33 protein-coding genes and 1 pseudogene are annotated in these 16,202 nt (G+C 64.3%); 9 read left to right on the plus strand and 25 right to left on the minus strand.

The genetic code is table 11. The features are described from left to right. Positions 1-2: 2 nt before the first annotated feature. The 25 genes from QMZ05_RS12660 to QMZ05_RS12780 form a co-directional block, all read right to left on the minus strand. Entirely contained in the window at positions 3-602 is a 600-nt protein-coding gene (locus tag QMZ05_RS12660) for a J domain-containing protein (RefSeq protein ID WP_353701045.1), read from the minus strand. Continuing rightward, positions 602-931 (minus strand): hypothetical protein, encoded by a 330-nt coding sequence (locus QMZ05_RS12665; protein WP_353701046.1) that lies wholly within the window; start codon positions 929-931, stop codon positions 602-604. The genes QMZ05_RS12660 and QMZ05_RS12665 overlap by 1 nt, the downstream gene beginning before the upstream one ends. Further along, complete coding sequence (locus QMZ05_RS12670) at positions 928-1,149, minus strand: hypothetical protein (protein ID WP_353701047.1); 222 nt, start codon at positions 1,147-1,149, stop codon at positions 928-930. Before QMZ05_RS12670 ends, QMZ05_RS12665 begins: the two co-directional genes overlap by 4 nt. Next, on the minus strand, positions 1,149-1,652 hold the full coding sequence (locus QMZ05_RS12675; protein ID WP_353701048.1) for a hypothetical protein: 504 nt from the start codon (positions 1,650-1,652) through the stop codon (positions 1,149-1,151). The genes QMZ05_RS12670 and QMZ05_RS12675 overlap by 1 nt, the downstream gene beginning before the upstream one ends. Then, complete coding sequence (locus QMZ05_RS12680) at positions 1,649-1,993, minus strand: hypothetical protein (RefSeq protein WP_353701049.1); 345 nt, start codon at positions 1,991-1,993, stop codon at positions 1,649-1,651. Before QMZ05_RS12680 ends, QMZ05_RS12675 begins: the two co-directional genes overlap by 4 nt. Continuing rightward, on the minus strand, positions 1,990-2,199 hold the full coding sequence (locus tag QMZ05_RS12685; protein WP_353701050.1) for a hypothetical protein: 210 nt from the start codon (positions 2,197-2,199) through the stop codon (positions 1,990-1,992). The genes QMZ05_RS12680 and QMZ05_RS12685 overlap by 4 nt, the downstream gene beginning before the upstream one ends. Further along, positions 2,196-2,531, minus strand: coding sequence for an HNH endonuclease (locus tag QMZ05_RS12690; RefSeq protein ID WP_353701051.1), 336 nt, complete (start codon positions 2,529-2,531; stop codon positions 2,196-2,198). Before QMZ05_RS12690 ends, QMZ05_RS12685 begins: the two co-directional genes overlap by 4 nt. After that, positions 2,531-3,646 (minus strand): MT-A70 family methyltransferase, encoded by a 1,116-nt coding sequence (locus tag QMZ05_RS12695; RefSeq protein WP_353701052.1) that lies wholly within the window; start codon positions 3,644-3,646, stop codon positions 2,531-2,533. The genes QMZ05_RS12690 and QMZ05_RS12695 overlap by 1 nt, the downstream gene beginning before the upstream one ends. Further along, the gene (locus QMZ05_RS12700) at positions 3,643-4,866 is read right to left on the minus strand and encodes a ParB N-terminal domain-containing protein (protein ID WP_353701053.1); all 1,224 of its coding nucleotides are present in this window, start codon (positions 4,864-4,866) and stop codon (positions 3,643-3,645) included. Before QMZ05_RS12700 ends, QMZ05_RS12695 begins: the two co-directional genes overlap by 4 nt. Next, positions 4,863-5,180, minus strand: coding sequence for a hypothetical protein (locus tag QMZ05_RS12705; protein WP_353701054.1), 318 nt, complete (start codon positions 5,178-5,180; stop codon positions 4,863-4,865). The genes QMZ05_RS12700 and QMZ05_RS12705 overlap by 4 nt, the downstream gene beginning before the upstream one ends. Next, the gene (locus tag QMZ05_RS12710; protein ID WP_353701055.1) at positions 5,177-6,256 is read right to left on the minus strand and encodes a phage Gp37/Gp68 family protein; all 1,080 of its coding nucleotides are present in this window, start codon (positions 6,254-6,256) and stop codon (positions 5,177-5,179) included. Before QMZ05_RS12710 ends, QMZ05_RS12705 begins: the two co-directional genes overlap by 4 nt. Continuing rightward, positions 6,249-6,431 carry a hypothetical protein gene (locus QMZ05_RS12715; RefSeq protein ID WP_353701056.1) on the minus strand — a complete coding sequence of 61 codons (183 nt, stop codon included), beginning with the start codon at positions 6,429-6,431 and terminating at the stop codon, positions 6,249-6,251. The genes QMZ05_RS12710 and QMZ05_RS12715 overlap by 8 nt, the downstream gene beginning before the upstream one ends. Next, positions 6,431-7,438, minus strand: coding sequence for a reverse transcriptase domain-containing protein (locus tag QMZ05_RS12720; protein WP_353701057.1), 1,008 nt, complete (start codon positions 7,436-7,438; stop codon positions 6,431-6,433). The genes QMZ05_RS12715 and QMZ05_RS12720 overlap by 1 nt, the downstream gene beginning before the upstream one ends. A 353-nt stretch (positions 7,439-7,791) precedes the next feature. Beyond that, on the minus strand, positions 7,792-8,193 hold the full coding sequence (avd, locus tag QMZ05_RS12725) for a diversity-generating retroelement protein Avd (protein ID WP_353701058.1): 402 nt from the start codon (positions 8,191-8,193) through the stop codon (positions 7,792-7,794). Between the two features lie 33 nt (positions 8,194-8,226). Next, positions 8,227-9,093 carry a hypothetical protein gene (locus QMZ05_RS12730; protein WP_353701059.1) on the minus strand — a complete coding sequence of 289 codons (867 nt, stop codon included), beginning with the start codon at positions 9,091-9,093 and terminating at the stop codon, positions 8,227-8,229. 42 nt (positions 9,094-9,135) lie between these two features. After that, complete coding sequence (locus tag QMZ05_RS12735) at positions 9,136-9,411, minus strand: hypothetical protein (RefSeq protein WP_353701060.1); 276 nt, start codon at positions 9,409-9,411, stop codon at positions 9,136-9,138. Then, the gene (locus QMZ05_RS12740) at positions 9,408-9,740 is read right to left on the minus strand and encodes a hypothetical protein (protein WP_353701061.1); all 333 of its coding nucleotides are present in this window, start codon (positions 9,738-9,740) and stop codon (positions 9,408-9,410) included. The genes QMZ05_RS12735 and QMZ05_RS12740 overlap by 4 nt, the downstream gene beginning before the upstream one ends. After that, entirely contained in the window at positions 9,737-10,093 is a 357-nt protein-coding gene (locus QMZ05_RS12745; RefSeq protein ID WP_353701062.1) for a hypothetical protein, read from the minus strand. The genes QMZ05_RS12740 and QMZ05_RS12745 overlap by 4 nt, the downstream gene beginning before the upstream one ends. Beyond that, positions 10,083-10,478: a hypothetical protein gene (locus QMZ05_RS12750; RefSeq protein ID WP_353701063.1), complete on the minus strand. Its 396-nt coding sequence runs from the start codon at positions 10,476-10,478 to the stop codon at positions 10,083-10,085. Before QMZ05_RS12750 ends, QMZ05_RS12745 begins: the two co-directional genes overlap by 11 nt. A gap of 152 nt (positions 10,479-10,630) precedes the next feature. Further along, positions 10,631-10,873, minus strand: coding sequence for a hypothetical protein (locus QMZ05_RS12755; protein ID WP_353701064.1), 243 nt, complete (start codon positions 10,871-10,873; stop codon positions 10,631-10,633). 151 nt (positions 10,874-11,024) lie between these two features. Next, complete coding sequence (locus QMZ05_RS12760) at positions 11,025-11,231, minus strand: hypothetical protein (protein ID WP_353701065.1); 207 nt, start codon at positions 11,229-11,231, stop codon at positions 11,025-11,027. A gap of 145 nt (positions 11,232-11,376) precedes the next feature. Continuing rightward, the gene (locus tag QMZ05_RS12765) at positions 11,377-11,652 is read right to left on the minus strand and encodes a hypothetical protein (protein ID WP_353701066.1); all 276 of its coding nucleotides are present in this window, start codon (positions 11,650-11,652) and stop codon (positions 11,377-11,379) included. A gap of 144 nt (positions 11,653-11,796) precedes the next feature. Continuing rightward, positions 11,797-12,036, minus strand: coding sequence for a hypothetical protein (locus QMZ05_RS12770; protein WP_353701067.1), 240 nt, complete (start codon positions 12,034-12,036; stop codon positions 11,797-11,799). 32 nt (positions 12,037-12,068) lie between these two features. Next, entirely contained in the window at positions 12,069-12,251 is a 183-nt protein-coding gene (locus tag QMZ05_RS12775) for a hypothetical protein (RefSeq protein WP_231190595.1), read from the minus strand. Positions 12,252-12,804: 553 nt separating this feature from the next. Further along, the gene (locus QMZ05_RS12780; protein WP_353701068.1) at positions 12,805-12,981 is read right to left on the minus strand and encodes a hypothetical protein; all 177 of its coding nucleotides are present in this window, start codon (positions 12,979-12,981) and stop codon (positions 12,805-12,807) included. A 142-nt stretch (positions 12,982-13,123) separates the two neighbouring features. Here QMZ05_RS12780 and QMZ05_RS12785 point away from each other — a divergent pair, with 142 nt between their 5' ends. The 9 genes and pseudogenes from QMZ05_RS12785 to QMZ05_RS12825 form a co-directional block, all read left to right on the plus strand. Next, a complete protein-coding gene (locus QMZ05_RS12785; protein ID WP_353701069.1) occupies positions 13,124-13,432 on the plus strand; it encodes a helix-turn-helix transcriptional regulator in 309 nt (102 codons plus the stop codon). A 123-nt stretch (positions 13,433-13,555) separates the two neighbouring features. Continuing rightward, a complete protein-coding gene (locus QMZ05_RS12790; protein ID WP_353701070.1) occupies positions 13,556-13,852 on the plus strand; it encodes a hypothetical protein in 297 nt (98 codons plus the stop codon). Beyond that, on the plus strand, positions 13,852-14,247 hold the full coding sequence (locus tag QMZ05_RS12795) for a hypothetical protein (protein WP_353701071.1): 396 nt from the start codon (positions 13,852-13,854) through the stop codon (positions 14,245-14,247). The genes QMZ05_RS12790 and QMZ05_RS12795 overlap by 1 nt, the downstream gene beginning before the upstream one ends. Before the next feature lie 4 nt (positions 14,248-14,251). Beyond that, positions 14,252-14,674, plus strand: a complete 423-nt coding sequence (locus tag QMZ05_RS12800; RefSeq protein WP_353701072.1) for a hypothetical protein — start codon at positions 14,252-14,254, stop codon at positions 14,672-14,674. 106 nt (positions 14,675-14,780) lie between these two features. Then, positions 14,781-15,035, plus strand: a complete 255-nt coding sequence (locus QMZ05_RS12805; RefSeq protein WP_353701073.1) for a hypothetical protein — start codon at positions 14,781-14,783, stop codon at positions 15,033-15,035. A gap of 62 nt (positions 15,036-15,097) precedes the next feature. After that, complete coding sequence (locus QMZ05_RS12810; RefSeq protein ID WP_353701074.1) at positions 15,098-15,508, plus strand: hypothetical protein; 411 nt, start codon at positions 15,098-15,100, stop codon at positions 15,506-15,508. Continuing rightward, the gene (locus QMZ05_RS12815; RefSeq protein WP_353701075.1) at positions 15,477-15,722 is read left to right on the plus strand and encodes a hypothetical protein; all 246 of its coding nucleotides are present in this window, start codon (positions 15,477-15,479) and stop codon (positions 15,720-15,722) included. Before QMZ05_RS12810 ends, QMZ05_RS12815 begins: the two co-directional genes overlap by 32 nt. A gap of 13 nt (positions 15,723-15,735) precedes the next feature. Beyond that, positions 15,736-16,020: a hypothetical protein gene (locus QMZ05_RS12820; protein WP_353701076.1), complete on the plus strand. Its 285-nt coding sequence runs from the start codon at positions 15,736-15,738 to the stop codon at positions 16,018-16,020. Continuing rightward, positions 16,017-16,175 (plus strand): annotated as a pseudogene (locus tag QMZ05_RS12825) (helix-turn-helix domain-containing protein); the annotation flags it as partial. The gene QMZ05_RS12820 and the pseudogene QMZ05_RS12825, both read left to right, overlap by 4 nt. Positions 16,176-16,202: the final 27 nt, after the last annotated feature.

Raw genomic sequence — 16,202 nt, forward strand, 5'->3', positions numbered from 1 at the left:
GATCAGCCGACCTCGCGTAGCGCGGTGTCACGCGCATTGTTCAGCTCGGCCATCGCCTCGGTGCTGCCGCCCTTGTCCGGATGGTGCTGGATCGACAGCGCCCTATGCGCGGTCTCGATATGCGATCGCGAGACCACGGCCACGTCGGTCAGCTCGAGCACATCCCGCCAGTGCTTGCCCTTCGGCGCCGGCAGCGCCTGGAAGCCGGTGAAGGTCGCCCGCACCAGCGCCAGCGTGCCATGGCGCAGCTCGACCCGGCGCGCCTCGATGATGTGATGAATCGCCTGCAGGTTCGCCGCCGGCGTGTCGTAGCGGTCGACCGGGATGCAGACCTGCAAGCCGTCCCATGAGAACCAGACCGCGACGCCGGGATCGGCGGGGCGATTGCCGCTATTGACGGTCAGCGGATTGAAATCGATGTTGCTGGACAGCACCGGCCGCTCGATCTTCCGGTTGCTGTCCTTGGCGAACAGTTCGAGGCTCTTGCGCACGTTGCGCAACGCAGTGTCGAAATTCGTTTTGAACGCGCCGCTCGATCGGCCGGACCTCCAGCGCGGAAAGCCCTGCGGCCAGCATAGCGGGAACGCGGTGACATCCTGCATCACGACTGCTCCTCGACGAGATACGCCGCAGCCCGACCGAGCGGCGATGCCGCTGAGCCATCCGGGTTGCGCTTCATGGCGTGGAAGATGTCCGCAGGCGGACAGCCGTACTGGATCAGCATCGACATCAGGATGGCGCCGTCGGAAACGAGCACGTCGATCGGCGAGTTGACCTTCTGGGCGTTAAGGAACACTTCGACGATCGGGCCGAGCTGCTCGCGCTGGCCATAAACAACCTCCCGGCCGAGACCGACCTTGTAGCGCTGATCTTCGTGCTCGATCGCGATCGTCTCGTGCGCACGGCGGTTGGTGGGGCGATGACGGATCATTGCTTCCTCACAGCCTTTGCACCGGCGATGATCTCGTCGCGCAGCTGGCGGAGATCGGCGACGATCGGCTCTATGTTTTCGCAGGCGAGCGCCATCTGTGCCCGCGGCTCGCCATGCTCATTGAGCAGGTGAACGTGGATCGCTGTGCACTTCGGATCGGGGCAAAGACCGATCTCGATCGAATCGGCATTGAAGAAGCCATCTGGATCAGTGCCCATTACCGATCCTCTGGCTGAAACAGATCGGACGTTGCATTCTCAGCAACCGGATCGGGCACGTCCGACTTGGGCTGCATCCACTTCAGCGTCGGTTCGATCGCGCCACCTTCCTTCCACGCGAAGTAACCGAGCGCGCCGGATGCCGGCACTGGAACGCACGAGGCCGGATCTTTCAGCACCAAGCCGCGCGGCCCGAAGAACCAGGGCGAGCTCGATCGGGTGACGATATCGACCACGTCGATGCTGCCGATGATGGCGCCGCGGATCAGTGCGCCAGCCGGTGGGCAGAGGACGTTGATCGAATGCATGAAGTCATAGGCGTGAACGTATTCCTCGCGGGTCATGCCCTTCGAGGCGTGGATTGCGATGCGCCGGCGCGACATGCCGCCCTTGGTGATCGCGACGTGGCCGCGGTTCTCGATGTTCTTGCCGCCGTGAATGATGGCCCAGGCCCAGGGCTGGCGGACCGAGAGCGCGACGGTTGGCAACGTGGCGTCGATCATTGCGATATCCCCGCCAATGAGATCGCGCGCGTTTCCGACTGCTGCTGGCGCCGATCGAGCGCACTCCGACCGGGCAGCGGGTCGCCGAAGAATTCAGCGGTCAGCGAACGCGGCGGCAGATCGTAGATCGCCTGGCGTGCCTGGAATGCCTCGCTTTGCGCCTTGCGGACGTTGCGCGAGATCCCGATATCGCCGGTATGCTCGCGGTACCGAGCAGCGACGGCGTATGCGGTACGGTGGAGAGCTGCACCGATCGCGGGCCATTTGTGCCCGTCGGCCTTCATCTTGAGCATGCGCCGGTGCTCGTCGTCGGTCCATGGCCTGCCGGTCACACCCTTCATTGCGGTTCTCCCGTGGTCGGCCGGTCCAGCACCGGATAAAGAACGTCGATATCGAAGCCTGCCTCGGCGATCAGTGCCCTTGCGGCGGTGCATTCCTCACGCCAATCTTCGATGTCGCCCTCTGCGTGACTGAGCGTCAATTCGGACTCGACGATGTGAAACGCTAGGCTGCGGCAAAGCCGCTCGATCAGATCGCTGCTGCTCACGCTGCTGCCCTCATGATGCGCGCACACGCGCGATGGGTTCGGTTCCAGATGCGTCGCGCGGACCAGATCAGGATGATCTCAATCGCCTGGTCCACCGGCGGCCTTTTGGCGGTGATCCACTTGAAGAACGTGCCTTCGTGGAGATCCGCCTTTGCGCAATTGCACGGCCAGCACGCGGCAACGATATTGCTGCGGGTATGGCGGCCGCCTCGTGACCTCGGATGCAGATGATCAGCAGTCGCCTGATCCTGCGTGATCGGCATTTTGCAGTAGATGCATCGACCGCTTTGTCGAGCGAGTGCTTCGAGCTTCAATGACTTTACGACATGCATCAGGCCGCCACTCCCGTGAATTCGAGCTCGTCCCCCCACGAAACCCATCCGGGCCGTATGCGCCTTGCCTGCAACTCGAGGTAATCGCCGCCCGTAAGCCGCTCGATCCGGTCGAGCCATTCATCGGGTTTTCGGGAATGCTCCATCACCGGCGCCACGATGAGCTGTCGCACGTCGGCGTGCAGACGTTTCGGCTTCTGTTTTGAATCGGCCTTGGTAGCGAACCAGCACTGTTCGGGGTTGGCTCGGGTCCAATAGCCTTGGCCCATATGCCAGGTGGAATCTGCAAACGTGTCGAACACGTCGATAGAAGCGGCCGAGTTCGTCTTCACCCAGGTAAACGCCGTGGTGATATGCTTCAGGCCCCAATGCGCGAGCAGGTCGAGCGCATCCTGCGGGCACCAGTCGACCATCCACATGTAGAAGGCGCCGTCATCGGCAAGCAGCTGGCCGACCGGGAGGTCCTTGATCTTGTCGACCTCTTCGGTCTTGTAATGGATGTTGGCGCTGCGGCCCTCGCCGGCAGCCGAGCGGGTCAGGAATTTCCACTGCGGGTCGGAGCCAATCGAGCCGAAGGTGCGGCCCTCGGCGACCATCTTGCCGAGATCCGCGATCGAGCCGCCGTCCTTGGTACGCTCGGCGTGCGCCTGGCGTCGGCCGGCGAGCTCGGCGTCCTTGGCCGCCGCGTTGATCGGGTCGACCAAGATGGCGCCGGCGCTCCGGATCTTCTCGCGTGCGGCTTCCGCGAGCTGCTCGAAGTCCTCATCAGCCATTGCCGCCGCCCGTCCGGCCTTCTGCGACAGCCGCCGGTTGATACCGATCTCAGGCAGTGTCACCAGCGCCGGCGTTGTGTCCTCCGGGCTCGGCTTCGCCTTGCGTCGCTGCCCATGGCTCGCGATCAATCCGGCCTTGCGGCCTTCCTCGAGCAGGAAGCCGAGCCGCCGCTCCGAGCGCATCTGGATCACGGTCGCGTCCGCCAACAGCGCCCGGTCCTGGATCTGCCGGGCATAGAGCTTGACGTGCTCGAGCTCGTCGCGGATCGCGAGCACCTGGTCGATCTTGGTGGCCTCGGCGAGCGCTGTGCGGGCGCGATCGTAGGCGGCGAGCAGCGTCATGATGTCTCCACCAGCTGCCGCCCGACGCCGCGCTGTGTCCGGACTTCGAGGCCGATCTGCTTGAGTATCTTCAGGTCGCTGACCAGCGAGTCCAGGATCTCGCCGGCATTGGCCGGACGGACACTCCAGATCCGTCCAATGATGAAATTGTCGCCGACAAAGCTCGGCATCGCCTTGGCGAGAACGCCGACCAGCGCCGCGGCGCGCGGCACCACGCGGACCTTGCGACCGTTGAATGAGATCTCCTGGCTGCCGATCGAGAGGCCGGCGCCGGTGTTGACGCGCGCCGGCGCCGCTGCTCCTGGCTTCGCCGGCTGCGGCGGTTTCACCGGTTCCTTGGCTTGTACGGTCCGGGCTTGGGCTTTTTGATCTTCTTTGCCACGCGGCGGCTCCTGTCCTGCCTTGGACTCGAGGTGCGCGCCGATCGCCTCGACCAGCACCGCGACGACCGTATCGCCGCTGTCGATCGACTTGGCGCGCGCCGCGTTGAACGCCGCAGCGAAGTCGAAGGTCTGCATCCGGAAGATCAGCGCCTTACGATCGACGGTGAGGTCGGGTTCGGCCTCGAGCACCGCGCAGAGCGCTTCGACGATCTGCTTGCGGATCATGCCGGGATTGCCGCGGCGGGTCTTGGTGATGCAGCTGAGCGCCGCGATCAGGATCTCACGGCCGTACTTGTCGAGCGCGCTCTGCAGCATGGCGACCGCTAGCGTTTCGCCTGGCTGCATCTTGTTCGCCGGCACCGGATAGCGGCAGACCGTGACGCCGGCCTCCGCGCACACCGCGGTGAGCGCGGCCGCGGCTTGGTCACCGGCGGCGAGGCGCGCGGCGTGCAGCTGCAGCGGCGACATGGCGGTGACGTTGGCATTGATCGCGACGAAAGCGTCGGCTTGCGCCGCCTGGTCGACGGCGATGATGACGCAGGGCACGGAATCGAAGCCGCGAAGCGCTGCCGCGGTCGCGCGGTGCTGGCCGTCGATGATCGCAAATAGGCCGCCCTCGATCGGCGCGACGACGGGCGCAAACTTGGCCCATTGGAACGCAGGCGCGATCGCCACGATGTTATCGGCACCGCGGCGGCCGATCTCGCGCTGGTAGCGCGGGTCGATCCGCATGCGGGAGATCTTCACCCACTGCAGCTCGGGCCGCTCGCCGGCGTCGGAAGCTGGACCGGTATAGCGGGCGCGGAAGGGTGCCGGGTCGATCGCGCGGAGCGTCATGCCGACACCTGCAGAAGTTCAGCTTCGAGCGCCGCAATCCGGTCGCGCAGCTCCTTCTCTTCCTCGATCGAAATCCACGACCGCTTGAAATGCTCGATCGGCCCGAGCGCGATGCGCAACGCGTCGCCGTAGCTCATGTCGATCGGCGCGAGAAAGTGCACGCTTTCGCCGGTCACATAGACGGACCTGGCCGTGTAGCGGGTACGCGACAGGCCTTTCGACCGCGGATTGACGAGGTCGACCTCATTGGTGTGCTCGGCCAGTTCGATCACCGACCCGTGCCGAGGGCCGCCGATGCAGCGCAGGTGCTTCATGCCGGCACCTTTGGGAATCCATTGTGCTCGACGCCATCGAGCAGCCTGCCGGCGGCTTTCTTGCCGACGCGCTGCATGGTCGACCTGGCGCCGAACATGGTGAACTGCCTCGGATAACCATCCACCTGCACCATCGCGGTGCGATCGTATTCATAGTCCCCGAACGCAAACCGTCCCGGGTCGCCGGCACGATGTGACCCCGCCGGGCGCCATTCACCCCACTGCTTGAAGAAGAAGGACACGCCGGCGCGAGCACATTGGTCGCGCAATTCTCGCGCCCATTGGATGCTCATAGGCCGCGCGCCGCGACCGCTCTCGCCTCCGACAATGACCCAGTCGAGGCCCTCGATCAGCCTGAGGGCCCCGATGTCGACCAAGGGATGACCGACAGGCGCCGAATCCGGCCCGTGTAGAATGCTAAGATCAACCGGACCGAGCAGCGGCTCGGCCGAAACGAAGCGGACCGCAGCAGGCGTGGCGAGCAGCTCCGGAATCCGATCATCGGCTTCCTTCTGGCGTTCGGTCGAGACGCCGAGCCAGACGTTGGGAATGGGCCACTCGGCAAGTGACCAATTGTGACCGGCCAGATAATGGAGCTCGGATGCACGCTTGTCGTGATTGGCGATCGCTGCCGCTGCCTCAGCGATCAAGCTGTTGCGTTTCGCCTCAGACCGCGCGGTGAAGTAGTCCCGCATCCGCTTCGCGCGTTTCGTCAGGACCTGGTAGGTGTGGTGCGGTGTCAACGCCATGACGGCGAACACCTTGTCGATCCATTCGTCGGGACAATCCTCATGGAACAGATCGCCCATCGAGTTGACGAAATAGGTCGTCGGCTTCCTTCGGCGCAGTGGCGCATGGAAGGCGTAGTCGCCTGCCAAGGCGAGCTTGCCAGTCCAGGCCTGCTTGCCGTTCACCTTCTTGGTGAGCCCAGCGTAGTGCGATTGCAACGTCATCTTGTCGATGCGAGCCGCCATCGTCATGGCGTAACAGTTGGTGCAGCCAGGCGAGACGATCGAGCAGCCGACGATCGGATTCCAAGTCTGCTCGGTCCATTCGATCGGGGAGCGGCTAACCATTGGCCTCTCCCCGCGACTTCGGCACTAGGCACAGTCCCGCCTGCGTCAGCCAGGCCTTGAACGTCTCGACCGAGGTCGGCATGCCGAGCGCGCTGCGGCCGGCGTCGTCGAGCGCCTTATGCAGGCGTCGATCGACCTCCTGCTGCTGTTTCTGGAGATGATCGATCAGGGACATCAGTGCGGCCTCCCCATGCGGTCAAACTGAATGCCAAGGCTGCGGATCAGGTCTGCGCTATCAGCCCATCGGGCATGGCCGAGCCACGCAGCAAGGAACCTGTGCAGGCGCTCATGATCGCCGGCGGCGCGATAGGCCGCGATCTTGCGACGGGCGCGAACGACGCTGTCGCGGCGCAAGAGCTTGTGGCTGGCCCAGATCCGGTAGCCGAGGAAGTTGACGCCGCGGGAGACCGGCGCGACCTGCCATTTCGAGAAGCGCAGGCCGAGCTCATCGCGCGAGAACGCCTCGATCGAGCCCTTGACCGCACGCAGATGCTCAGAGCTCGTGCCGAGCACGACGAGATCGTCCATGTAGCGATACCAGAGCCGCTCACCCAACGTCTGCTGCAGGTGCCGATCCAGCGTTGCGCCGGTGTAGAGGTTGGCGAAGATCTGCGAGGTCAGGCTGCCGATCGGAAGGCCAATGCCATACCGCGGCACCATGGCCTCGATCAGGCGCAGGGTCGCGCGGCAGGAGATCTTGGCCTCGATCAACCGCCACAGTACCGGCCGCTCGATCGAGGCGAAGTAGGCCGAGAAATCCGTCTTCAGGAAATATAGCCTTGTACCGTCGCGCTGTTCACGCCGCAGGTCAGCCTGCAGCTGCATCACGCCGGCGTGGGTGCCCTTGCCGACTCTGCAAGCGTAGGCGCGCGGCAGCAGCGCGCGATCGAAGATCGGGCCTATCGCCAGGCAAAGCGCCTGCTGCGCGATGCGATCGCGGAACGGCAGCGCCGAGATCAGCCGCTTCTTCGGATCGAAGATGTGGAATTCATGCGGAGCGCCGGCGACATAGGAACCGTCGGCCATCTCGCGCGCCAGGTCGGCAAGGTTGAGCGCGGAGAATTCCTTGAACTCGAGATAGCCGCCGGTCAGCCGCTTGCCTCTGGCGGTGAGGCGAATGGCCTGCTCCATGTTGCGGATCGAGGTGATCGAGCCGATCAGATTGCGGTAACGCATGGTCATTTGCGACCTATTCCAAAGGGAAGAACCGGCCGCGGGTCTCGACGGCATGTTGCCGCTACGCCCCGTTCTGCCGGACCGCGAAGTGTATTCGCCGAAGCGGGACACGCGGGCTGACCACAGGCTTTTGGCCGGAGGCCAAAATGCCGACGGCGACTTCGATCGAAGATCGAAGCGCCAGGCCTGCCGGGACGGCCGTAACCGCTCCCGAGCATCGAACCTATCGTCACTGCGGCCGCGGGCGCCGATATTGTCGTTCGAGTTCTCCGGCCAGTTGTAGGCGACGTTCGCGTAGCGCGAGCCCGCGTTGCCGTCGTTGAGCCAGGACCCGCCGAACATCGAAGCGCGCGGCTGCATCATTTCCCCGCCTGCCCCACCGGACGTGCACGCACGTCCGATTCCTTGAGCTTCCGCAGCCAGGCGCCGAGCATTTTCCCGGGCTCCGCCAGCATGGCCAGTGCGACGACATGCTGTTTCGGGGTCAGGATCTTGATATGGCCCTGGCTGAGGAAGCGCAGATGCGAGCGCAAGGTCGCGAACTCGGCGTCGACGGCGTGAAGCCGTGAGACCTGCCGCGACTTTGCCGCGTGATAGAGGCCGCCGATCGGCGCGAACAACGCCGCAAGCACGACGTCGCGGATGACGCCATGCTTGCGGGGTGCGTTCTGCAGGATCGGGTAGAGATAGTTCACGAAAGCCTCGTATTTCTCGACGATCGCCAGGGCGTCGGTTGCTGCGTTGTCATCCTTGACGATCATGCGTGCGGTCACAGGCCGGCGCTGTCGCGCCGGCTAACCAGGTTGCAGGTGGTCACTGCGGCCGCGGGCGCCGATATCGTCGTCCGAGTCCCCCGGCCAGTCGCAGGCGACGCCCGCGTAGCGCGAGCCCGCGCTGCCGTCGCTGAGCCAGGACCCGCCGAACAGCGAAGCGCGCGGCGTGTCTGGGTCGCCATCGTGACCCCAGATCCACATGTTGCCGGTCGCCTGCATGATGCCGAAGCGCGAGGTGCGCGGTGCATCGAGGCCGGTCTTCTTCGGATTACGATCAAGAGCCGTCTTCTCGGTGACACCAATGGCGGCAGCGAAGAATTCCTCGACGCTGAGGAGACCCTTGCCATGCACGGCCATCACCGCGGCCGCCGTCGCGTAGTCGAACCTGCGATAGCGCTCGCCATCTGGATCACGCGGGCAATCATCGCCGTCGGCGATGGTGACGCCGAACGCGCTGGTGCCATTGCGATCACAATCGGCGCCGGTGAGATAAATATCGCACCAGAACTTGCGACCGGGCATCGTGATCAGTGCCATGCCACGCGGATCCGGGCATGTGGGGCGGAAGTTGCGGTCCCACACCGAGAACGGATTGATGGCCGGCACGCTGTCGCCGCCGGTGCGCGCCTCGGCATTGCCGCCTGGCGCGAAATGGAAGCCGCCCAGGTAGGCATCGCCGTCATCGCCGGCGTATTTCACGGCGATGGGCGCGCCGTCCGCGACCAGCACCAGATAGTCGGTGCCCGGCTCGAGGCCGTCGATGCGCACCGCCGTATCAGCATCGAATTGCACACCGGCGAACGCCGTGCCGGCCTTGATCAGCACCGAGCCGAGGCCTTCGACCTTCAGCGCCGGTGAATTCGGATCGGTCTTTGTCAACTCGTTCATGTCTCACGCTCTCCAGATTCGCCGGCTTCCCGCCGGCAGGGATCAGTGCGCCCTCGCCTTCCGCAGAAACTCTTCCCGCTTGCGCTCGACGAGCATCGGACAGTTGGCGCAGCAGCCTTCATTCGCATCGTCGGCGGAGCGGCAGAGAAACTCGCCGCAACATTCGGCGGCCTCGGCGAGTGCCATCGGCGCAGGTTCGTCGAACTGTTCGACTGGCATGAACCTACGCGAGGCATCGCCATCGATCCGCTGCGGGGCGTCGCTGCCGGTCATGGATAGCTTCAGCGACGATGCAATCTCGAAACGCTTGCCGCTCATCGCCGCGTCTCCTGCTGTGCCGCCTTCTCCTGGTTCAGCGCAATCCACGCATCGGTCCGCAGCAGCGGAAGCGCGGTGCCGACGATCATCTGCCAGGGCGAACCAGACTCGCTGCCGGTCGCGTGGAACGCCTCGATCGCGTTAACGACGACGATGGCGCCATAGGTAGCGCGCTGGCCATCGGCTGGGAGGCTCTCCGCCTCACGCACTTCGGCGGCAAGCGCGGCAAAGGTCGCGCGCGGCATTGGCGTCGCGTAGCGGGCCCGGGTCACGACGCTCTCGGCTATTCCGATCAGATCATTCAGGGTTTGGGACAGCGGCCTGATCATGAGCGTTGCACTCCGGATTCGCGGAGCTCGGTGCTGACGTGCTTGACCAGCTCGACCATGGCGCCCATCGCCTTCTGCCACCGTTCAAGCCGCGCCGGCGAAGCCGCGCAGGCGGTGCCGATCATGGCGCTGGCGAGTAGCCGCGCGGGATCAAGGATCGCCTTCGCCTCCCGGTCGTCGGTGCTGCACAGCAGCAGGTCGATCATCACCGAGGCGGCGTTGCGGGCGAGATCAGCAAGATCATGTCGGCCATCGAGATAGGCGGTGGCGTAGGCCACCACCTTGCCCGCGATGAAATTGGCGTGCTCGGTGGCCGTGAACCTGCGTTCCTCCTCTGAGAAGCTAGAATGCACGACGGGCCCTCCCGAACGGCTTCTTGGGCGACGGCGCGCCGAACAGCAGCTGCCTGCTGAGTCCCGGCGCAATCTGTCGCTCGGTGCGCTTGAAGTCGTTCGCGGGCAGCGGCAGCGGCCGAGAGGACACCGCACCGCTGCCCGCGGCCGAGTGGAGGGCAACTCCCTCGGTTCGGTGATGAAGCTCGACCGGGCGGCGGGCGATCGCCTCACACTGCCCGGGAGTGAAGCCGCCCATGTCATAGGGGCCCGGGTAGCCGGCCGGCCCTCGCAGGCGCCGGCCGGCCCGTGGCTCGCGCGGACGCGACACCATCACCGCGGACACGAGACCGAGCGCGATGAAGACCAGGGCAATGGCAGTCAGGATTTTCGCGAGAACGATCATCGGCGAAGCTCCTCAAAATTCGGGTCGCAAAGGCTCACGTCCGGAAATGACCGAACGCGCGCGGTTGATCTGATGTCGGGGTTACGCAGTAACGCTACAAAAACAGGCGTGCGGTTGGTGCCGCTCTTATTGTTTATTGGGCAAAAGTCCGATCAGTCGGGCACTCCGTCACTGGCGAGAATGCCGCCTTTCACGAGAGCCTCCGCAGCAATCGACGCCGCTGTCGCGGGATAGCCGGCCGACTGCCAGGTGTGGTAGAGCGCGCAAACGTATCCGCGCTGAAAGTCGCCATTGCAGCCGCTCCGCACGGCCTCTTGCATTTGCCCTTCGAGGAGGCGCCGGACGAGGGTTTCCTTATCCAGGCGATCCTTGAGCTCGAGAAGCAGCGGGATCATGCGGCCCTCCGAACGGATCGGGCGACGGCGGAGCACATAGCGCGCTCACGCGCCCTTCCCGACGGAGTTTGAACCTTTGCTCTGGTACCCCGTGTCATTGACCCGGGCTGTTGGATGCCAAGGCCGCCGCCCGAACTGTGAGAGAGGATGCTCATGCTGCATGCCGATCCATGATCATGACCGCGGCTCGCGCAGCGTTCACCCAACGCTCTTCAAGATCGCCATAAGCAGCGGGATCATCGCTGCGAAGTGCATGCCCACGTATCGCGCGCGCAATGCGTTCAATCCGGTGTCGGGCCAAGGCCTCGCTCTGGGACATTGGCCTCGAAGAGATATCGAAGGTGAGGTCGTCCTTCATGCCACCCTCCGCGAAGAACTCCGGGCGGCGGCGGGGCACATAGCGCGGTCGCGCGCCCTTCCCGGTCGAGCCGCACCAGGCATGCTGGCGCCCGACATAATTGACCCGGGCTCATGGATGCCAAGGCCGCCGCCCGAACTGTAAACTAGAACCGGTAGGTCGCGACCGTCCTGCCCTCGGCGTTCATCACAAACACCTCGCCGATACTGATCACCGTGCGCTCGGTGCCCTTGCCGGTCGCGACCTGCATCGCGATATGCGCGGCCCCGTGACAATCGGCAGCTTCCAGCTCGGCCGCTTCGGCCACCAACGCCGGAACCCTGGATACGCTCGGCGCTACATAAATCTCCTCGCCCCCATTGGGCATCTTCCATAGAACGGTTAGCATCGACTTCTCCTTCTGCTGATGAATGCGCGGCACTCTCTCCGCCCGTCACGCCGCGATTGCGGTATACGCCGCCCATTTTACGGCCCGGCGAAGTTGACGTTTCCGGATCCGTGCCAGTAAACACGCCGCTCGCGTCTGGCCTCCGCTTTTCGTGCGGCGATGTCCGTGAAATCAGGATCAGCGCTTGGGTGCCGCCTTGTCGAAGCCCGGCGTCGCGCCGTTGTCGAGCTTGATCACCTTGGTCCCGATCTGCTTCAGACGTTGCACATCGAACCAATGGCCTTCCTTGAACTCGCCGTTCTCCGCGACTTTCGGCACCAGCAGCGCCTGGTTGCATCCGGAGATGTACTGGCAGAAGCCCACGACCACTCCCTGAAAGCCGGTGATGGTGTCCCGCTGCGTCGATCCAAGCTGCATGGTCGTCCTCTCGGTGGTTGGTGAAGGTGAGTTCAGGCCCGCTTGCGCGGGCGCAGCTCGTCGAGCACGGCCATGAGGGCCTCGTAGGACGGCTCGCGATCGCCGGTGATGTAGAACTGTGCTGCCCGCTCCGAGCAGCCGACGCGCTGCGCCAGGACGACGTCCGGCTTCTGGTCAGGCCAGAGCGTGAGGCAGACGCGCCCGAATTTCGACAATCGTTCAGCCTGCGGGTCTCTTCGAACAGTTGTTCGAAGTGTTCTCCTAGGCCGTGACGGCGGCAATGTGCACGATTCGGCAATGGACATGACGCAACAACCCCCGACACAACGCGACGAAACGCAGTCAGCTCAGAGCGGATCGGCCAGCTCGAGCACAACGAGGTACGCAGCGACAATGACCGGACAAAGCAACGCAACCTCGACGAGCGACAACATGACGCAGCCTCCTTTGTACGAAGCGAACGAAAGCGACATAGCTTGGCGCGCAATCTTCGCGGCGCAGGAAGACGCGCGCCGACTACAAAAACGGCGCTGGTGGTACTGGCTGAGCTGGCGATGATGGAAACTGCTTCACAGCGACAACGCGGAGTTGACGCTAAGACATTGGACTCGCTGAGCGAGTCCTTGCGCCGCCGCATCGATTTCGCGACGTCGCCGTAAAGTCGTGCTGTGAGATCGGCGCAAGTTGTGTTTCCATGGATGTGCAATTGTGCAGGCACATCTGTGGGACCAGAATTATGGGGAATGTAATTGCGTACCCGGGCGTTCGTCATGCTCGGGCCTCTTCGCTGTCCGGCTTCAAAAAAGCATCCATCGCGACGACGCCGCCGGACAGCTCGCTCAAGCGGTGCGCCAATCGCAAGGATGCTTCCTTTCGTCCGGCGAAAATGTTGCGCAGATGCGCGGGCGAACAGTCGGCGCTCTCGGCGAGCTGCTCGACCGTCATTCCTTTTCCTTCGGCCCAGCGAAGCATTGGATGCGAATCATCTGACATGACCGGAAGTATTTCCACCAGAAATGATTCACGTCAACGGAAAATATTTCCCTCGGAAATGATCGGGTCCGCGAGCGGGTTCCTACAATGCAACATGGGAAAACGGAACCATGTAGAGCCTCAGGAGATCTTCCTCGGCGCTTGGCTGAAGCTGAAAGGCATCGGTGCGACCGAGGCGGCGCGTATCGCCGGCTGCACCCAGAGCTACATCAGCAACATCTCTGGCGGGGTAAAGAACAACGTTAACGCACTGTACTTACTAAAGCTTTCGGATCATATGGGCATCACGGTCAACGACCTATTCCGTAAACCGCCCTCGGAAGCACAGATCGCCGCGCTCTCCGAATTCTCTCCGCAGGCCCGGGAAAGCCTACTCAAATCGAAGCGTAAGATCGCCCGCTAATCCGACGCCATTTTGCGCCGAATATGAACCGTCGCGAACTCATATTTCCCACAGAAATGATTTTCTTGACCGATCTATATTTCTGTGGGAAATTCACTCCGTTGCCTCAACGGAGTCTCTCCCATGCCATCCGCACTCCTCGCGGCCCAGATCGAAGCGATCCGGATCATCGACCGAAAGATTGATGGCATCCGGATGGAACTGCGCCGACGGATCGGCGGCGGTCTCCGGATCTTCAGCGCACACGACTGGCATTATGCCTATGAGCGTCATGCTGATCTACGCGAGCGCGCCGATGCGCTATGGCGGTTCCGCGGCGTCGCGCAGCAGACGCGCGATCTGATCATCGAACGCGAGCACCAGGCCGTGCAGCGCCGTCAACGCGCCCTGCGACGCAAGGCCGCACGGGAGCGCGCGTGATGAATATCCAGCGCGAAGCGACCGGGACCACGCGTTGGGGCGAGCTATTCCTCGACGAGCCCGCATATTGGCGCAGCCGGCAGCATGATGTCTGGCACTGCTGCCCGCGCCGGGCCTGGACGCCACGCCCCTATAGCGGCCACGAGCTTTTTGCTGGCGAATTCCGCATTTCGACCAGCGATCAACGCGAACGCCATTGCGGATGGGTCTGGCATGTCTCCGTTGAGTGCTCATACGACGGCGGCGAACTTGCTAGCCGCGGCGGCTTCAACAGTGAGGCCGAGGCACAGACCGCGGCAATCGCATTCGTACGGTCGCTTTGCGGGACCGCGCTCGACGCTCTGCCGGCAGAGGCCGCGTGTCTCGCTTCGTCTCAACCAGTGCAAAGAAAGTAGCGTCATGCATAACCTCTACCCATCCGGCAACATCATCGAACTTCGCCCGCGCCTTCACACCTTCGATCGGCGCCGGCCGCGCTCGATCAATGCCGGCCTCACCTGCTTGGCGCTGACGAAACACAACGCGACCGACAAGGCGCTGCTCGTCTCTGACAATGGCGATGCCACCCGCGCCGTGTGGTGCCCGAAGGTGATGTTCCAGATCGAGCCCGGCGAAATGCCGTTCGATTTCATCGTGGCGACGATGTCGTCGGCGTTCGCGCAGCAGAAAGGCCTGGGGCCGCGCTTCGTCGATCGCACCGGCTGGAGCGCGGAGAAAATCGCGGCGCTCGCCTGCGTCGAGCGGATCGCCGCGACCAAGCGCCTGCAGTATCGGGGATTCCATCAGCCGCTGCCATTCCCGGGGCGGAATGCGTTCGCGTGAGTTTCTGAGATCGGGACGGGCGACGCGGCACCGTCCCGATAACCCCGCAGGCGGCGTCCCGATAGCAAGGGTCGCCGCCTGCATCAAACGCCAACAGGATGTTTTGATGACAACCTCGCATCCCCGCATTCGCCTGGTCGACGGTCCGGTCGTCATACCGGAAGTTGAAGAGCGCACCGAAAAGGTCGCGCGCATGGCAAAGCATCTGCTCGCCGCCGGCACCTTCAACGACGAGCGCGACGCGATCCGCTCTCTCGTCGGCAACGGCTTCCGCTTCGGCGAGGTCGTGATGCTCGTCGACGACGCCCGCCAGGTCGCCGCGCAGCACGTTGTGGCCGTGGAAATGTCGAGGCCGTTGTGAAGCTCCCTCGCCCGCAACGCATCCTTCCCGTGTCGCCCCCCGGAGCCCTGCTCAAGCGCGCAATGGCCTGCCAGCCCCGGCCGCGCCGCTTTGAGCAGGGCGAAGGGCGCGAGCCCGGTTATCTGGCTGCCATTCGGACACTGCCCTGCCTTTCCTGCGGGATGGAGCCCAGCGAAGCGGCACACGTCCGGATGGCATCGGCCGCCTTCGGGAAGGCCTCCGGGCTCGGCAAGAAGCCCGAGGACCGTTGGGCGTTGCCGCTATGCGCCGATGACCGCCGCCTCGCGCGCGATGCGCAGCACAACCGCGGCGAGCTTGCCTTCTGGCACGAGCTCGGCATCAACCCGCTGATCTGTTGCCAGAAACTCCACGCGCAGCGCGGCGACCTGGTCGCGATGCGCGCCGTCATCATCACCACCATCGCAGAACGGGGAATCGGGAATGGGGACACTGCATCAGCTGCATCGCTCTGAGATCAACGTCGGCGCGGTGCTGACGAAGAAGGCCCTGGCCGCGCGGTTCGGCCTGGATGTCGACCGGCTGAACCGCCAGGGCGTCCGGGTGCGCGGCACCTGCGCCGGCGCCGTCGAGATCTGGGAGGCCAGCTACAGGGCTGGCGGCCGGCTCGAGGGCTACACGCTATTGTCGATCGAGGTGAGGCAGGCCGCGACAGCGGAAGCTGTCTGAGCGGAGAAGCGCGATGGCCCTCAGCGACGCATGTTCCGACTTCGTGGCCGAGATGCGAGGGGCCGACAGCGACGGCGGCCGCCAGAAGGCCGTCGCGAGCCTCCTGGTCGAAGTCGCGCACTACGCCTGCCCGCCATTCCGCTACGGGGACGAGCTGCTGCTGCTCGCCGCCGGCTGCCGGGAATACCTCGACCCGCTACTGTCGAAAGCCGACCGGGTTCAGCGGATCGTCTTTGTGGCCGACGCCGTCCGGGAGATGCTCGACCGGCCGCCCGGGATGGCGAAGCCGGCGTCATGACCGAGCCCCTCACCCTGGCCGAGGCCGCCGCCCGCCTGCGCAAAAGCAAGCGCTGGCTGCAGGATTGGCTCGCGGAAAATCCCGTGGACGCCGAGGGCCGGGCATTTTACAGCCAGTTGGGGCGGTCTAGGCTCTTCCGGGAGAGCGACATCGATCGCATCCTGGACGCGACAGTGAGTAGA

Source organism: Bradyrhizobium sp. INPA03-11B (assembly GCF_040446015.1).
Lineage (GTDB): Bacteria > Pseudomonadota > Alphaproteobacteria > Rhizobiales > Xanthobacteraceae > Bradyrhizobium > Bradyrhizobium macuxiense_A.

What these genes read in the sequence shown, in the direction of transcription:
- QMZ05_RS12660 (WP_353701045.1), bottom strand. Translation starts at nt 602, where the DNA reads ATGCAGGATGTCACCGCGTTCCCGCTATGCTGGCCGCAGGGCTTTCCG.
- QMZ05_RS12665 (WP_353701046.1), bottom strand. Translation starts at nt 931, where the DNA reads ATGATCCGTCATCGCCCCACCAACCGCCGTGCGCACGAGACGATCGCG.
- QMZ05_RS12670 (WP_353701047.1), bottom strand. Translation starts at nt 1,149, where the DNA reads ATGGGCACTGATCCAGATGGCTTCTTCAATGCCGATTCGATCGAGATC.
- QMZ05_RS12675 (WP_353701048.1), bottom strand. Translation starts at nt 1,652, where the DNA reads ATGATCGACGCCACGTTGCCAACCGTCGCGCTCTCGGTCCGCCAGCCC.
- QMZ05_RS12680 (WP_353701049.1), bottom strand. Translation starts at nt 1,993, where the DNA reads ATGAAGGGTGTGACCGGCAGGCCATGGACCGACGACGAGCACCGGCGC.
- QMZ05_RS12690 (WP_353701051.1), bottom strand. Translation starts at nt 2,531, where the DNA reads ATGCATGTCGTAAAGTCATTGAAGCTCGAAGCACTCGCTCGACAAAGC.
- QMZ05_RS12695 (WP_353701052.1), bottom strand. Translation starts at nt 3,646, where the DNA reads ATGACGCTGCTCGCCGCCTACGATCGCGCCCGCACAGCGCTCGCCGAG.
- QMZ05_RS12700 (WP_353701053.1), bottom strand. Translation starts at nt 4,866, where the DNA reads ATGACGCTCCGCGCGATCGACCCGGCACCCTTCCGCGCCCGCTATACC.
- QMZ05_RS12705 (WP_353701054.1), bottom strand. Translation starts at nt 5,180, where the DNA reads ATGAAGCACCTGCGCTGCATCGGCGGCCCTCGGCACGGGTCGGTGATC.
- QMZ05_RS12710 (WP_353701055.1), bottom strand. Translation starts at nt 6,256, where the DNA reads ATGGTTAGCCGCTCCCCGATCGAATGGACCGAGCAGACTTGGAATCCG.
- QMZ05_RS12715 (WP_353701056.1), bottom strand. Translation starts at nt 6,431, where the DNA reads ATGTCCCTGATCGATCATCTCCAGAAACAGCAGCAGGAGGTCGATCGA.
- QMZ05_RS12720 (WP_353701057.1), bottom strand. Translation starts at nt 7,438, where the DNA reads ATGACCATGCGTTACCGCAATCTGATCGGCTCGATCACCTCGATCCGC.
- avd (WP_353701058.1), bottom strand. Translation starts at nt 8,193, where the DNA reads ATGATCGTCAAGGATGACAACGCAGCAACCGACGCCCTGGCGATCGTC.
- QMZ05_RS12730 (WP_353701059.1), bottom strand. Translation starts at nt 9,093, where the DNA reads ATGAACGAGTTGACAAAGACCGATCCGAATTCACCGGCGCTGAAGGTC.
- QMZ05_RS12735 (WP_353701060.1), bottom strand. Translation starts at nt 9,411, where the DNA reads ATGAGCGGCAAGCGTTTCGAGATTGCATCGTCGCTGAAGCTATCCATG.
- QMZ05_RS12740 (WP_353701061.1), bottom strand. Translation starts at nt 9,740, where the DNA reads ATGATCAGGCCGCTGTCCCAAACCCTGAATGATCTGATCGGAATAGCC.
- QMZ05_RS12750 (WP_353701063.1), bottom strand. Translation starts at nt 10,478, where the DNA reads ATGATCGTTCTCGCGAAAATCCTGACTGCCATTGCCCTGGTCTTCATC.
- QMZ05_RS12755 (WP_353701064.1), bottom strand. Translation starts at nt 10,873, where the DNA reads ATGATCCCGCTGCTTCTCGAGCTCAAGGATCGCCTGGATAAGGAAACC.
- QMZ05_RS12760 (WP_353701065.1), bottom strand. Translation starts at nt 11,231, where the DNA reads ATGAAGGACGACCTCACCTTCGATATCTCTTCGAGGCCAATGTCCCAG.
- QMZ05_RS12770 (WP_353701067.1), bottom strand. Translation starts at nt 12,036, where the DNA reads ATGCAGCTTGGATCGACGCAGCGGGACACCATCACCGGCTTTCAGGGA.
- QMZ05_RS12780 (WP_353701068.1), bottom strand. Translation starts at nt 12,981, where the DNA reads ATGACGGTCGAGCAGCTCGCCGAGAGCGCCGACTGTTCGCCCGCGCAT.
- QMZ05_RS12785 (WP_353701069.1), top strand. Translation starts at nt 13,124, where the DNA reads ATGGGAAAACGGAACCATGTAGAGCCTCAGGAGATCTTCCTCGGCGCT.
- QMZ05_RS12790 (WP_353701070.1), top strand. Translation starts at nt 13,556, where the DNA reads ATGCCATCCGCACTCCTCGCGGCCCAGATCGAAGCGATCCGGATCATC.
- QMZ05_RS12795 (WP_353701071.1), top strand. Translation starts at nt 13,852, where the DNA reads ATGAATATCCAGCGCGAAGCGACCGGGACCACGCGTTGGGGCGAGCTA.
- QMZ05_RS12800 (WP_353701072.1), top strand. Translation starts at nt 14,252, where the DNA reads ATGCATAACCTCTACCCATCCGGCAACATCATCGAACTTCGCCCGCGC.
- QMZ05_RS12805 (WP_353701073.1), top strand. Translation starts at nt 14,781, where the DNA reads ATGACAACCTCGCATCCCCGCATTCGCCTGGTCGACGGTCCGGTCGTC.
- QMZ05_RS12810 (WP_353701074.1), top strand. Translation starts at nt 15,098, where the DNA reads ATGGCCTGCCAGCCCCGGCCGCGCCGCTTTGAGCAGGGCGAAGGGCGC.
- QMZ05_RS12815 (WP_353701075.1), top strand. Translation starts at nt 15,477, where the DNA reads ATGGGGACACTGCATCAGCTGCATCGCTCTGAGATCAACGTCGGCGCG.
- QMZ05_RS12820 (WP_353701076.1), top strand. Translation starts at nt 15,736, where the DNA reads ATGGCCCTCAGCGACGCATGTTCCGACTTCGTGGCCGAGATGCGAGGG.